This is a genomic window from Clostridium sp. SHJSY1 (assembly GCF_031626875.1).
In the GTDB taxonomy this organism is placed as follows: domain Bacteria; phylum Bacillota; class Clostridia; order Clostridiales; family Clostridiaceae; genus Clostridium.
In genome coordinates this window covers 40175-54762 of sequence record NZ_JANDMF010000030.1, presented here as the reverse complement: position 1 = coordinate 54762, position 14588 = coordinate 40175, and the positions used below count along the sequence as shown (strand labels likewise).

Below are 14588 nucleotides of genomic sequence, written 5' to 3'. Positions count from 1 at the left end.
AGGTGAAAAAATGTTTAATAATTTATGTAGCAAAGATAAAATTTATAAAAATTTAATTGGAGGAGATTGGGTAATTGCAGATGATAGTAAGTTGATTGAAATTAATTCACCAGTTGATGGAAGCTTGGTTGGAAAAGTTGGAGCTATGAATACTGGGGAAGTTGATAAAGCTATCAGAGTCGCAAAAGAAGCACAAAGGGCTTGGAAATTGGTTCCGATAAGTGAAAAGGCAAAAGTTCTCCATAAGGTTGCAGATATTTTAGAAGATACAGTAGAAGAGTTAGCTAATATAATGATGCATGAAGTTGCAAAAGATAAAAAAAGTGCTAAGTCAGAAATTATAAGAACTGCAGATTTTATTAGATTTACTGCAGATACAGCTAAAAATATTGCAGGAGAAAGTTTGCCTGCTGAAAGTTTTCCGGGATATAAAAGAGATAAGGTATCTGTAGTAACTAGGGAACCTTTAGGAGTAGTTCTTGCTATATCTCCATTTAACTATCCTCTTAATTTGGCAGCATCTAAAATAGCTCCAGCACTTATGGCTGGGAATACAGTAGTATTAAAACCAGCAACACAAGGGAGTATTACAGCTTTACATTTAGTAAAGATATTTCAAGAGGCAGGTCTTCCAAGTGGAGCGTTAAATTCCATAACAGGTAAAGGAAGTGAAATTGGAGATTATGTTGTAACTCATCCAGAAATAAATTTTATAAACTTTACAGGAAGTACTGAAGTAGGAAAAAGAATTTCTTCTATAACTAATATGGTTCCATTACTTATGGAACTTGGAGGAAAAGATGCTGCAATTGTTTTAGAAGATGCAGATCTTGAATTAACAGCTAAAAATATAGTAGCAGGTGCATTTTCTTATTCAGGACAAAGATGCACAGCAGTTAAGAGAATTTTAGTTATAGATACAATTGCAGATAAGTTAGTTGATATTTTAAAGAGAGATATTAAAAAACTTAAGGTAGGCAACCCTCTTGAAGGTGATGCTGACGTTGTCCCTTTAATTAATGAAAAAGCAGTTGATTTTGTAGAAGGACTTATTAAGGATGCTAGAGAAAAGGGAGCAACTCTTGTGGTTGGTGGGAATAGAGAGGGAAATATAATATATCCTACACTATTTGATAATGTAACAAGAGAAATGAGATTAGCTTGGGAAGAACCATTTGGCCCCGTTTTACCAATAATAAGGGTAAAGGATAAGGATGAAGCAATAGAAATAGCCAATCAGTCAGAATATGGGCTTCAATCAGCTGTTTTTACTAATAACATAAATGAAGCTTTTTATGTTTCAGATAGATTAGAGGTAGGAACTGTTCAAGTGAATAATAAAACAGAAAGAGGGCCTGATCATTTTCCGTTTTTAGGAGTTAAAGCATCAGGATTAGGGACTCAAGGTATTAGGTATTCTATAGAAGCTATGTCAAGACCTAAGGCAGTTGTAATAAATATTAACAATTAAAAAAATAAGACTAGAGCAATAACGGCTCTAGTCTTATTTTTTTATTTATCTAATGCTGTATCAATAGCTGGTTTATCAAAACCAATAATAACAGTCCCATTTATGTCTAAAACAGGTACTCCCATTTGCTTAGATTTTTTTAGCATTTCTTCTCTTGCAGACATATCTTCGCCTACATTATATTCTTCAAATGCTATATTCTTTGATTTTAAATAATTCTTAGCCTTAACACACCAAGGACAGGAATTAGTAGTATATACTTTTATCATATTAAATACCTCCTTAATTACAATTATTATTTAATAATAGATTACTCTTTTTTTTTGACTTTTACAATATATAATATGTATATTAATAACTTTTGACATGTTATTAATAGAATTTTTTTAATGTGAATAAAAATTAATTATATTTTTTTATTATACCTTAGAAATTTAATAATATTTCTATAAATAGTAATATCATTCTTTAGTATTTGTTTGTAATTTAATTTTTATTCTATTTAATGTATATTAACTTATTGAAAGAATATATTGATATTTTAATAATTTATGGTAATATATAAGAAATTTATTTTATTATTTAATAATATTTAAATAAATTGATGTAATAACTATTAATGGTTTCAGAATTTATGTTATTATTAAAGGGAAAATAATGTTATAGTTTTCTTAGTTTTATTAGAGAAGAGGAGTATTAATGGCAAAAATTAAATCAATATTTACATGTCAACAATGTGGATATGAGTCACCAAGATGGCTTGGGAAGTGCCCTTCTTGTAATGCTTGGAATACCTTTGTTGAAGAAGTTAAAGAAAATTTAACAAGTAATAAAGCTAAGGTAACCAAAAAAATTCTTCCAGAGAATATGCCAAAAAGCATTATGGATATCAAATCTGGAAATAAAGAACGATTCAAAACAAATTTAAAAGAATTAGATAGGGTTTTAGGTGGAGGACTAGTAAAAGGATCATTGACTCTTATATCAGGAGATCCTGGTATAGGAAAATCAACATTGCTACTTCAAACTGCCAATAATATAGCAACTAGTTATGGTAAAGTATTATATGTATCAGGTGAGGAATCAGAAGAGCAAATAAAAATTAGAGGAGATAGATTAGGGGCAACATCTAACAACTTATATATAGTATCAGAAACGAATTTGGATACTATAGAAGCATATATAGATGAAGTTAAGCCTATATTTGTAATAATAGATTCTATTCAAACTATATATAAAGAAGGGGTTACATCTGCACCAGGAAGTGTCTCTCAAGTAAAAGAGTGTTCAAATCAGATTATGAGAATAGGAAAGAATAATAATATACCACTTTTTATAGTAGCTCATGTAACTAAGCAAGGAGAATTGGCAGGACCTAGGGTTTTGGAACATATGGTTGATACTGTTTTATATTTTCAAGGTGAAAGAACAGAAGAATTTAGAATACTAAGAACGATGAAGAACCGTTTTGGAACAACAAGTGAAATAGGGGTGTTTGAAATGCAACAAGAGGGACTTGTTGAGATATATGATCCTTCTAAAATGTTCTTAGAAGATACTACCTTTAATCAAGAAGGTTCTGTTGTAATAGGAATTATGGAAGGAACTAGGCCTATATTAGTAGAAATACAAGCATTAGTTACTCAAACTAATGCACCAATGCCAAGGCGAACTGCAGTAGGGATAGATAATCAAAGGTTAAGTTTAATACTTGCAGTTTTAGAGAAAAAATTAAGAGTCCCATTTTATAATCATGATGTTTATGTTAATGTGGTAGGTGGATTAAATATAGAAGGAACAACTGCAGATTTAGGTTTAGCAATAGCTTTATTATCAAGTGCTAAGAACAAGGGTGTCTCTTTGCCAAAGGTAATGATAATTGGAGAAGTAGGGTTGACAGGAGAAATACGACCTATCAATTCTGCTGATAGATTAGTAAATGAAGCTGAAAAAATGGGCTTTGAGTATGCAATTTTACCTTATAGAAATAAAGATAAAATAAAAAATGTAGGAATAAATATAATAGGGGTTAATAACTTAAGAGAAGTAATAGGAAAAGTTTTATAAGTGAGGTGGGTATATGAGGTTAGAAAAAGATTTAGAAATACAAAAGATATTGAAAATAATGTGTCCAGGAACAGCCTTAAGAGAAGGTCTTGAAAATATTTTAAAAGCTAAGACTGGAGGGTTATTGGTTTTAAGTGATAGTGAAGAGATTATGAAAATTGCTGATGGTGGTTTTTTAATAAATTCTGAATATACTGCTGCATATGTTTATGAACTAGCTAAGATGGATGGAGCAATAATTTTAAGTAAAGATTTAAAGAAAATAATCTCTGCGAATATACAGTTGTTACCAGATTCATCTATAGCAACTTTTGAAACAGGAACTAGACATAGAACAGCTCATAGAGTTGCTAAACAAACAGGAGATATTGTAGTAGCTATTTCACAAAGAAGAAACATGATAACTGTTTATAAAGGTGATATTAAGTATGTCTTGAGAGAAAGTAGTGTAATATTAGAGAAAGCAAATCAAGCAATTCAAACACTTGAGAAATATGTTACTGTATTAGAACGATTAGTTAATAACTTGAATTTATTGGAATTTCAAGACTTAACTACATTATTTGATGTTGTAACAGCTATTCAAAGAACAGAGATGGTGTTGAGAATTGTTGAAGAAATAGAAATTTACATATTAGAACTTGGAAATGAAGGTAGATTGATTTCTATGCAATTAAATGAATTAGCCAAAAATATAGAACGAGATGGAATTTTATTAATAAAAGATTACCTAGTAGATGGAATGAAGTCGAATGATGTATATAAAAATATTCAAAAATTGTCTCAAAGTGAATTATTAGATTTAGAAGCTATTGGCAGAGTGATTGGTTATGGGGGAGAGCCTTTGGTTGAAACGCTAATATCTCCAAAAGGATATAGAGTATTAAGTAAGGTTCAAAGAATACCTTCTAATGTAATAGAAAATTTAATTAGAGAATTTAAAGATCTGACAAGTATAATAGAAGCAGAAATAGATGATTTAGATAAAGTAGAAGGAATTGGAGAAGCTAGAGCAAGAACAATACGATCAGGCTTAAAAAGAATAAGTGAACAAGTTTATCTTAACAAGCAATTATAATTCTTTATTAAGGATTGTTATAAAATGAATTAAAGTAATTTTATAACAATCCTTCTTGATTATCTAAATGTAAATTTACCTAAAGTATTAATTTTATCCTGTTCCTTTATTAATATATCATATAAGCTAATGTCCAAATCATTGCAAAGTGAGGTTAAATAAAATAAATTGTTTCCCATCTCTCGTTCAATTACTTCACGACAATTATCACATAACTTACCTTCAACGTGTGTATTTAAACAATCAGATATATATTCTATGGAGTTTTCTTCTAATAAGTGTTGTTTTGCTGCATTAATTTTAATACAACCACAGTTTGTAACAGCTTTAGCAATAGCTCTATTTACTCTTGCACTGGATTCAGTATATTTTGACATTAAGTCCACAATACTTTTGTGTCTAAGTAATGATTCGTTTACTGAATTTTGAAATTCATCAAAAATTATATCCTTCATGAGTATCAACTCCTCTGTATTTTTAAAGATGTGATTGTAGCTATATTACAGTAATAAAAATACTTTACTGAAAATATACGGTTTAAGTTTTATGTCATTACTATATTATAATAAACAAGGATTTGTAAAATTCATAGGGGGTAAAAAATTAAAAAAATCTGAATTTATTAATTATTGATTTGAGACTTAAATTCAGTATGTTATAATAAAATTGGATTAAATATTATGTTAATTGATTTATTGTAAGAAAAATGTCAATAATTATATAGGGAGGTGAAGAAATGTTAAAAAAATTAACAAGAGGGATTTTTTCAATAGCTGGATTAATAACAGGTTATGTAATTGGAGCAGCTATTCTATCTGTTTCTTCAGTACAAAAATTAGGATTTTTTTCAGATTCCTATGGAGGAATTCTATTTTTAATTCTTATTTCTTTGATATTCGGTATTATTCTTTATTTGTTATCTCCAAGAATTTATACAGCTATAGCAGAACTTATTGAATATGTAGAAAAAAATATACAAAAATTGACAATAAGTGAAATACTATATGGAGCTGTAGGTGCATTAATTGCATTAATTATAACTAGTATATTATCTAAACCATTATTATCCATTCATAGAGTTCTTGGGCCATTAGCAGTTATATTGTTAAATATTATAGTGGCGATAATTGGAATGGATATTATGATTAAGAAGAAAAATGATATTAATAATATACTTTTAAATTTAAAGAAAAGTAGCACAACAAAGGAGAAAAAGTCAAAAAATACTGTTAAAGCAATTCCAAAAGTGTTAGATACATCAGTAATAATAGATGGTAGAATATTTGATATATGTGAAACTGGTTTTATAGAAGGGCCATTAGTGATTCCTAATTTTGTTTTGGATGAATTACGACATATTTCGGATTCATCAGATTCATTGAAAAGAACAAGAGGAAGAAGAGGCTTAGATATATTAAACAAGATTCAAAAAGAATTAACTATAGAGACACAAATATGGGAAGGTGATTTTCCAAAGATTGCAGAAGTTGATAGTAAACTTTTGAAACTTGCACAAAATTTAAATGGAAAAGTTATAACAAATGACTATAATTTAAATAAAGTAGCAGAAGTTCAAGGAGTACCAGTACTAAATATAAATGAATTATCAAATGCAATAAAGCCTGTAGTTATACCTGGTGAAGAAATGACCGTTGATGTAGTTAAGGATGGAAAAGAATCAAGTCAAGGAATAGCATATTTAGATGATGGTACAATGATTGTTGTTGAAAATGGTAAGAAGCTTATTGGCGAAAGAATAGATGTAATAGTTACATCAGTTCTTCAAACTGCTGCAGGAAGGATGATTTTTGCTAAACCTAAAGAAAGTTAAAGACAAGGAGAATAAAACAATGGTTTCTGCAATAATTTTAGCAGGTGGAAGAGGAAAACGAATAGGTAAAGATATAAGTAAACAATTTATTCATATAAATGGGAAACCTATTTTATATTATACAATAAAAAGATTTTTAGAGTGTAATCAAATAGATGAGATAGTGCTAGTACTTCCTAAAGATGAAATTGAGTATTGTAAAAAAGAAGTGTTGGATAAGTATTCTTTAAAAGTTAATAATATAGTAGAAGGTGGTAAGGAGAGGCAAGATTCAGTTTATAATGGATTGAAATCGTTAAAAAAAACTGATATTGTGTTGATTCATGATGGCGCAAGGCCTTTTACTTCTAAAGAGATAATTAATAAAGGGATAGAATATGCTATTAAATATGGAGCAGCAGCTTCAGGGGTTATGCCGAAAGATACAATAAAGATTAAAGGAGAAAAATCTTTCGCTAAAGAAACTCTTAATAGGGCGGAGTTAGTATCCGTACAAACTCCTCAAGTTTTTAAATTTGAGATTATAAAGGAATGTCATGAAAAGGTGAAAAAAGATAAAATTATAGTAACCGATGATACTATGGTAGTTGAAAACTATGGATATAAAGTATATCTTTATGATGGAGAATATGAAAATATAAAGATAACAACTCCAGAAGATTTACTATTAGCAGAGTATATATTAAAGCAATATTGACATTGAAATACCAAGAGGATATAATATTAATAAAATTTTTATGAGTAAAAGTTATGAGGAAGAATAGTAAGAATCACCTTTGCAGAGAGAAAGTCCTAGGCTGAAAGATTTTCAATAGATTTTGAACCTGCTTCTGAACTATAGTTAAAAACTATCGGTTTAAAACCGTTAACATTATTTAGAGAACAAATTTAGGTGGTACCGCGAGTAAAATTCGCCCTAATTAATTAGGGTGAATTTTTTTTATTGAAAAATATAATATTTAGAGAGGATGTTCTAATATGAAAATGTCAAAAATGTTAGTGTCAACATTGAGAGAAGTTCCAGCAGAGGCTGAAATAGCAAGTCATAAACTTATGTTAAGAGCTGGCCTTATGAGAAAAATGGCATCAGGAGTATATAATTATATGCCTTTAGGATTGAGGGTGTTGAAGAATATACAAGATATAGTTAGGGAAGAAATGAATAATGCAGGAGCGCAAGAATTTTTGGCATCTGCAATGTTGCCAGCAGAATTGTGGCAAGAATCAGGTAGATGGGATGCATATGGAGCAGAAATGTTCAGATTAAAAGATAGAAATAATAGAGATTTTTGTTTAGGGCCTACACATGAAGAAGTATTTACTGATATTGCTAGAAATGAAATAAAATCATATAAGCAACTACCAGTTAATTTATATCAAATACAAACAAAGTATAGAGATGAAAGAAGACCAAGATTTGGAGTTATGAGAAGCAGAGAATTTGTTATGAAGGATGCTTATAGCTTTGATAAAGATGAAGAAGGATTAGATAAATCATTTAATGATATGCATGATGCATATGTTAAAATATTTAATAGATGTGGTCTTGATGCAAAATGTGTAGAGGCAGATTCTGGTGCTATAGGTGGAGCTAATTCAGCTGAATTTATGGTTAAATCAGAAGTTGGTGAAGATGATGTTGTTTTTTGCAATCATTGTGATTATGCAGCTAACATAGAAAAAGCACCATCTACTCCAGAGGAGGCTGAAAAGGAAGTTTCTAAAGAAGTTAATAAGGTTGAAACTCCAAATACTAGAACTATTGAGGAATTAGTAAAGTTTTTTAATACAACAGAAAAGAAATTTGTAAAAACTTTAATTTTTAATGCTGATGATAAAATAGTAGCAGTTATGGTTAGAGGAGATAGAGAAGTAAATGAAGTAAAGGTTACTAATGCGCTTGGTGGTGTAATAAATCTAAATATGGCTACAGCAGAAGAGGTTTCAGGAGCAACTTCTGCAGCAGTTGGTTTTGCAGGACCAATAGGATTAAAAGTTTCAAGAATACTTGTAGATGAAGAAGTTACTAAGATGTATAATTTTATTGTAGGAGCAAACGAAACTGGGTACCATCTTGAAAATGTTAATTATGAAAGAGATTTTTCAGGTGAAATTGGAGATTATAGAAATATAACAGAAGGAGAAAAGTGTCCTGTATGTGGTAAAGAAGTAACTATTTCAAGAGGAACAGAAGTTGGTCATATATTTAAACTTGGAACTAAGTATTCTGAATCTATGAATGCTAAGTTTATAGATGAAAATGGAAAAGAAAAACCTTTTATAATGGGATGTTATGGAATAGGTATAACAAGAACAATGGCATCTGTTATTGAACAGCACAATGATGAAAACGGAATTATATGGCCATTGTCAATAGCGCCATATCATGTATCAGTAATTCCTGTTAATGTAAAAGATGAAGAGCAAATGAAAGTTGCAGAAAATATATATAATTCGTTAAAAGAATTAGGAATACAAGTAGTAATGGATGATAGAAATGAAAGAGCAGGAGTTAAATTTAAAGATACAGAGCTAATAGGAATTCCAATGAGAGTGACAGTGGGTAAGAAGGTTACTGAAGGAACAGTAGAATTTAGAGTAAGAACATGTCAGGATAATGAAATAATTAATATTGAAGATGTTTGTGAAAGAGTTAAAGTAGAATTTGAAAAAAGCAACCTAAAAATAAAATAGTTTAGGAGGGATGTTTAGTGAAAATATATAATACTCTAACCAGAAAAAAAGAAGAATTTAAGACTATAACACCTGGTGAAGTGAAGATGTATGTATGTGGGCCTACTGTATATAACTTTTTTCATATAGGCAATGGTAGAACATTTATCGTATTTGATACCATAAGAAGATATTTTGAATATAGAGGATACAAGGTAGACTTTGTGCAAAATTTTACTGATATAGATGATAAGATGATTAATAAAGCAAATGATGAGAGTACTTCAGTAAAAGAGGTTGGAGATAGGTATATTGATGAATACTACAAGGATGCAGATGCCTTAAATATAGAAAGAGCTACAGTTAATCCAAGAGCTACAGATTATATTGATGAAATAATTAAATTTGTAAGTGAATTGATTGAAAAAGGATATGCATATGAAGTTGATGGTGATGTATATTTTAATACAAAGAAGTTTGAATCATATGGAAAATTATCAGGACAAAATTTGGACGATTTACAAGCAGGAGCAAGAATAAGCGTAGATGAACGTAAAAGGGATCCGATGGATTTTGCAATCTGGAAAGCACAAAAACCAGGAGAACCAGCTTGGAAAAGTCCTTGGGGAGCAGGAAGACCAGGATGGCATATAGAATGCTCGTGTATGGCTAAAAAAATATTAGGTGATACAATAGATATTCATGCTGGTGGAATGGATTTATCTTTTCCACATCATGAAAATGAAATTGCACAAAGTGAAGCATTAACAGGGAAAACATTTGCTAATTATTGGATGCATTCTGCATATATAAATGTTGACAATAGAAAAATGTCTAAGTCTTTAAATAATTTTTTTACTGCTAGAGATGTGTTAAAAGAATATGATGCAGATGTAATTAGATTTTTCATGTTATTAGCTCACTATAGAATACAAATTAATTTTAGTAAAGACTTACTTGATTCAGCTAAGGCTTCCATAGAAAGGTTATACAATACAATTGGAATATTAGAAAATCTTTTGGAAGAAGTATATATAGAAAAGATAAGTGATGAAGAAGCAAAATATCTTGAATCTTTAGATAAGTATAGAGAAAAATATATTGAAAAGATGGATGATGATTTTAATACTGCAGATGCAATAACTGTATTATTTGAGTTATCAAAGGATATAAATACTAATGTTTCAATAGATTCATCAAAAGAATTAATAATTAAGGCTTTAGAATTAATAAGAGAATTAGGAAAGCCTTTAGGAATACTTCAAAATACGACCAAAGTAAGTATAGAAGATGAAATAGAAGAATTAATAGAACAAAGACAGCAAGCTAGGAAAGATAAGAACTTTGCATTAGCAGATAAGATTAGAGATGATTTAAAAGCTAGAGGAATTGTATTAGAAGATACCCCTCAAGGTGTAAGGTGGAAAAAAGTTTAACAAAAACATTTTAAGGGTTGCAAAGTTTTGCAACCCTTATTTAGAGGAGAATAAAATGTTAGATGATTTAAGAGTTAGAGAATTTTCAAGAGATGAGGCAAAGCAATTTAATCCACTCCAACTAGCACTGATTGGAGATGGGGTATATGAGGTTTTTATAAGAAATTATATATTATCTTCAAATACAAGTTTATCAGCGCATAAAATGCATGTAAAAGCTATAAGTTTTGTAAAGGCTAAAAGTCAATCTTTAATAATGCATGAAATAGAGGATACACTAACAGAAGAAGAAGGGTATATATTTAAAAGAGGTAGAAATGCAAAATCAGCTACAGTACCTAAGAATGCTAATGTTAGAGATTATAGAGTTGCAACGGGATTTGAAGCTTTAATAGGTTACCTATATTTAATTGGAGATAGTGATAGATTAAAATTTATATTAGAAAAGAGTATAAGTATAGATATATAGCATGGTAGGAGGTACTTTTGTGGATAAGAAAGTAAAGGAAAAACATATAAGAGGAAATCTTAAAAAAAGAGATGATCGAGAAGAAAGAGAAGATTTAATTATTGGAAGAAATGCAGTTATGGAAGTTGTCAAAGGAAATAGAACTATAGAGTGTATTTATGTATACAAAGGTTCTATGGAAGGATCAATCAATACAATACTTAAAATAGCAAAAGAGAAGAAGCTAGTAATTAAAGAGGTTGATAGAAAAAAGTTGGATTTAATGAGTGATGGAGCTGTTCATCAAGGTGTTATTGCAAGAGTAACTTCATATGAGTATTGTGAAGTTAATGATATATTAGAATATGCAAAGAAAAAAGGAGAAGCACCATTTATAGTGATTTTAGATGAAATTGAAGATCCTCATAATCTAGGATCGATAATAAGAACTGCAGAGTTATGTGGAGTTCATGGAATAATAATTCCAAAGAGAAGGAATGTAGGTGTTACAGCAACAGTATATAAGTCATCTGTTGGGGCTATAGAACATGTAAAGGTGTCAAAGGTTACTAATATTAATGCGGCTATTGAAGAGCTTAAAGAAAGCGGTATATGGGTGTATGGAGCGGATATAACTGGAGAAGAATATAGTTATGAAGTAGACTTTTCAGGCCCTTGTGCAATTATCATAGGAAGTGAAGGAAGAGGTATTTCGAAATTAACTTTGAAAAAGTGTGACAAACTAATTAAAATACCTATGGTGGGCAAGATTAACTCTTTAAATGCATCTGTTGCTGGTGGTATAATTATGTATGAAATACTAAAGGGAAGATTGAAGTAAATTCAAAAGGGGGACTCCATGAAGATATTTTTTATAGATGGATATAATGTCTTAAATAGTTGGCCTAATCTAAAAGAAGGAAAAAATGATAGCTTTGATGGGCGAAGGTTAAAATTGATTAATATATTGCATAATTATGGATCGTATAATGACTCAAAAATTATAGTGGTATTTGATGGGCATAAGGTTGCAGGAAATATTGAAAATAAGGAAAATGTAAATAAAAATCTATCTATAATCTTTACAAAGGATGGAGAAACGGCAGATAGTTATATAGAGAGAGAGGTCCATAATTTAGGTAGAAGATATGAGGTTTATGTTGTTACTTCAGATTGGTTAGAACAACAAACTATATTTCAAAGAGGTGCTGTTAGGATTGCATCCTTAGAATTTTATAATGAAGTTATGTCTACAGAACATAGAATAAGGAAACGAACATCAAAGGATGGGATATTAAACAAAAATCATTTGCAAGACAATTTAGATGGGGATATAGTACAAAAGCTTGAAAAAATTCGTAGAAGCAAGTGAATAGTTGAAATAGTTTGACTTGAGAGATTTAGGTAGAGTATAATTTAGATTGTAATTGACATAGTTCGGAGGGGGAGCAGTGTACGATAAGAGATATTCAATGGGTAATTATTCGGAATTTGAAGAAAAATTAGATGAAGAAATTGTATTGGAAGCTAAAGATGGGAATGCTAGAGCTCAAGAATATCTTATTACAAAGTATGAGAATTTTGTTAAAGCAAAGGCTAAATCTTACTTCTTAATAGGTGCAGATAAAGAGGATATATATCAAGAAGGAATGATAGGGTTATATAAGGCTATAAGAGACTTTAAACCTGATAAACTTACATCGTTTAGGGCTTTTGCTGAGCTATGTGTGACAAGACAAATTATTACAGCTATCAAAACTGCAACTAGGCAAAAACACATACCTTTAAATACATATGTTTCACTTAACAAACCTATATATGAAGAAGAGTCTGAAAGAACCTTATTAGATGTGCTTGCTGGATTTAAAATAACTAATCCTGAAGAGTTAATAATAAGTCAAGAACAGATGGAGCATATAGAAAGTGAAATTGCCAAGGTGTTATCAGAACTAGAACTAGAAGTGCTTACGTCCTATTTAGATGGGAAGTCATATCAAGAAATTGCATGTGATTTGGATAGACATGCAAAATCTATAGATAATGCATTGCAAAGAGTTAAAAGAAAATTGGAGAAATGCTTAGATTTAAAGTAGTATTTTTTATTGACAAATAAAATGATTGATAGTAAACTTTATAATTGGTATATTGAGAAAAAATTAATATACGAGTGCTCACGTAGCTCAGTCGGTAGAGCGTCGCCTTGGTAAGGCGGAGGTCGTCGGTTCAATCCCGATCGTGAGCTCCAAAATTTAAACAAAACGCTAGGCAAAGTTTATCAACAAATAGAAGGAGGAATTTTACAATGGCAAAGGAAAAATTCGAAAGAAGTAAACCACACGTAAATATTGGAACAATTGGTCACGTAGACCACGGTAAGACAACATTAACAGCAGCTATTACAACAGTATTAGCAAAGAAAGGGTATGCTGAAGCATTTGATTATGCATCAATAGATAAAGCACCAGAAGAGAAAGAAAGAGGAATTACAATCAACACAGCACATGTTGAATATCAAACAGATAACAGACACTATGCGCACGTTGACTGTCCAGGACATGCTGACTATGTTAAGAACATGATTACAGGAGCAGCACAAATGGATGGAGCAATCCTAGTATGTTCAGCAGCAGATGGACCAATGCCTCAAACAAGAGAACATATACTACTAGCATCAAGAGTTGGTGTTGACTATATCGTAGTATTCTTAAACAAAGCAGATATGGTAGATGATCCAGAATTATTAGAATTAGTAGAAATGGAAGTTAGAGAATTATTAAGCGAATACAACTTCCCAGGAGATGATATTCCGGTAGTAACAGGATCAGCATTAAAAGCATTAGAAAACCCAACAGATGAAGAAGCAACAAAATGTATAATGGAACTAATGGATGCAGTAGATAGCTATATCCCAACTCCAGAAAGAGCAACAGATAAGCCTTTCTTAATGCCAATCGAAGATGTATTCACTATCACAGGTAGAGGAACAGTTGCGACTGGAAGAGTAGAAAGAGGAATTCTTCACGTAGGAGACGAAGTAGAAATCGTAGGATTAAGTGAAGAAAAGAAGAAGGTAGTAGTAACAGGAATAGAAATGTTCAGAAAGTTACTAGATGATGCTCAAGCAGGGGATAACATAGGAGCATTATTAAGAGGTGTACAAAGAACTGATATTGAAAGAGGTCAAGTAATCTCTAAGCCAGGATCAGTACACCCACATAGCAAGTTCGTAGGTCAAGTATACGTACTTAAAAAAGAAGAAGGTGGAAGACATACACCATTCTTTGATGGATATAGACCACAATTCTATTTCAGAACAACAGACGTAACAGGATCAATTAAGTTACCAGAAGGAATGGAAATGGTAATGCCAGGAGATCACATAGATATGAATGTTGAATTAATAACTCAAGTAGCAATGGATGAAGGATTAAGATTTGCTATAAGAGAAGGTGGAAGAACAGTAGGATCAGGTGTTGTTACTAGCATAGTGGAATAATTTACTTGATTTTTAAGGACTGGGTATTGATGCCTAGTCCTTTGAAAAGAGACAACATATTGACAGTATGTGACTTTTATGTTAATGT

General features: G+C 30.6%; 14 protein-coding genes, 1 tRNA gene and 1 other annotated feature. Of the genes, 13 read left to right on the top strand and 2 right to left on the bottom strand.

Annotated elements, in window-relative coordinates; translation table 11 throughout:
• Positions 1-10 precede the first annotated feature (10 nt).
• Positions 11-1471, top strand: coding sequence for an NADP-dependent glyceraldehyde-3-phosphate dehydrogenase (locus NNC19_RS14185; protein WP_310939318.1), 1461 nt, complete (start codon positions 11-13; stop codon positions 1469-1471).
• A gap of 41 nt (positions 1472-1512) precedes the next feature.
• On the opposite strand, the gene NNC19_RS14180 is transcribed toward NNC19_RS14185, so the two are convergent.
• On the bottom strand, positions 1513-1740 hold the full coding sequence (locus tag NNC19_RS14180) for a glutaredoxin family protein (RefSeq protein ID WP_310939317.1): 228 nt from the start codon (positions 1738-1740) through the stop codon (positions 1513-1515).
• Between the two features lie 430 nt (positions 1741-2170).
• On the opposite strand from NNC19_RS14180, the gene radA reads away from it, so the two are divergent.
• Positions 2171-3538, top strand: coding sequence for a DNA repair protein RadA (radA, locus tag NNC19_RS14175; protein ID WP_310939316.1), 1368 nt, complete (start codon positions 2171-2173; stop codon positions 3536-3538).
• A gap of 13 nt (positions 3539-3551) precedes the next feature.
• Positions 3552-4616: a DNA integrity scanning diadenylate cyclase DisA gene (gene disA / locus NNC19_RS14170; protein WP_310939315.1), complete on the top strand. Its 1065-nt coding sequence runs from the start codon at positions 3552-3554 to the stop codon at positions 4614-4616.
• Between the two features lie 59 nt (positions 4617-4675).
• Here disA and NNC19_RS14165 read toward each other — a convergent pair whose 3' ends face one another.
• Positions 4676-5071 (bottom strand): DUF1573 domain-containing protein, encoded by a 396-nt coding sequence (locus NNC19_RS14165; RefSeq protein WP_310939314.1) that lies wholly within the window; start codon positions 5069-5071, stop codon positions 4676-4678.
• Positions 5072-5352: 281 nt separating this feature from the next.
• On the opposite strand from NNC19_RS14165, the gene NNC19_RS14160 reads away from it, so the two are divergent.
• From NNC19_RS14160 to tuf, 10 genes are all read left to right on the top strand, one after another.
• Positions 5353-6447 (top strand): PIN/TRAM domain-containing protein, encoded by a 1095-nt coding sequence (locus NNC19_RS14160; protein ID WP_310939313.1) that lies wholly within the window; start codon positions 5353-5355, stop codon positions 6445-6447.
• Positions 6448-6466: 19 nt separating this feature from the next.
• Entirely contained in the window at positions 6467-7144 is a 678-nt protein-coding gene (gene ispD / locus NNC19_RS14155; RefSeq protein WP_310939312.1) for a 2-C-methyl-D-erythritol 4-phosphate cytidylyltransferase, read from the top strand.
• Between the two features lie 44 nt (positions 7145-7188).
• Positions 7189-7369 (top strand) — a binding site (T-box leader).
• Positions 7370-7425: 56 nt separating this feature from the next.
• Positions 7426-9141, top strand: a complete 1716-nt coding sequence (locus tag NNC19_RS14150; protein WP_310939311.1) for a proline--tRNA ligase — start codon at positions 7426-7428, stop codon at positions 9139-9141.
• A gap of 17 nt (positions 9142-9158) precedes the next feature.
• Positions 9159-10556 carry a cysteine--tRNA ligase gene (gene cysS, locus NNC19_RS14145; protein ID WP_310939310.1) on the top strand — a complete coding sequence of 466 codons (1398 nt, stop codon included), beginning with the start codon at positions 9159-9161 and terminating at the stop codon, positions 10554-10556.
• 55 nt (positions 10557-10611) lie between these two features.
• Entirely contained in the window at positions 10612-11025 is a 414-nt protein-coding gene (locus tag NNC19_RS14140) for a ribonuclease III domain-containing protein (RefSeq protein ID WP_310939309.1), read from the top strand.
• Between the two features lie 19 nt (positions 11026-11044).
• Positions 11045-11845 carry a 23S rRNA (guanosine(2251)-2'-O)-methyltransferase RlmB gene (rlmB, locus tag NNC19_RS14135; RefSeq protein ID WP_310939308.1) on the top strand — a complete coding sequence of 267 codons (801 nt, stop codon included), beginning with the start codon at positions 11045-11047 and terminating at the stop codon, positions 11843-11845.
• A gap of 18 nt (positions 11846-11863) precedes the next feature.
• Positions 11864-12376 (top strand): NYN domain-containing protein, encoded by a 513-nt coding sequence (locus NNC19_RS14130; RefSeq protein ID WP_310939307.1) that lies wholly within the window; start codon positions 11864-11866, stop codon positions 12374-12376.
• Between the two features lie 100 nt (positions 12377-12476).
• The gene (gene sigH, locus NNC19_RS14125) at positions 12477-13097 is read left to right on the top strand and encodes an RNA polymerase sporulation sigma factor SigH (RefSeq protein WP_310939306.1); all 621 of its coding nucleotides are present in this window, start codon (positions 12477-12479) and stop codon (positions 13095-13097) included.
• A gap of 76 nt (positions 13098-13173) precedes the next feature.
• Positions 13174-13249: transfer RNA gene (locus NNC19_RS14120), tRNA-Thr, on the top strand.
• A 57-nt stretch (positions 13250-13306) separates the two neighbouring features.
• Entirely contained in the window at positions 13307-14500 is a 1194-nt protein-coding gene (tuf, locus tag NNC19_RS14115; RefSeq protein WP_310939297.1) for an elongation factor Tu, read from the top strand.
• Positions 14501-14588 lie beyond the last annotated feature (88 nt).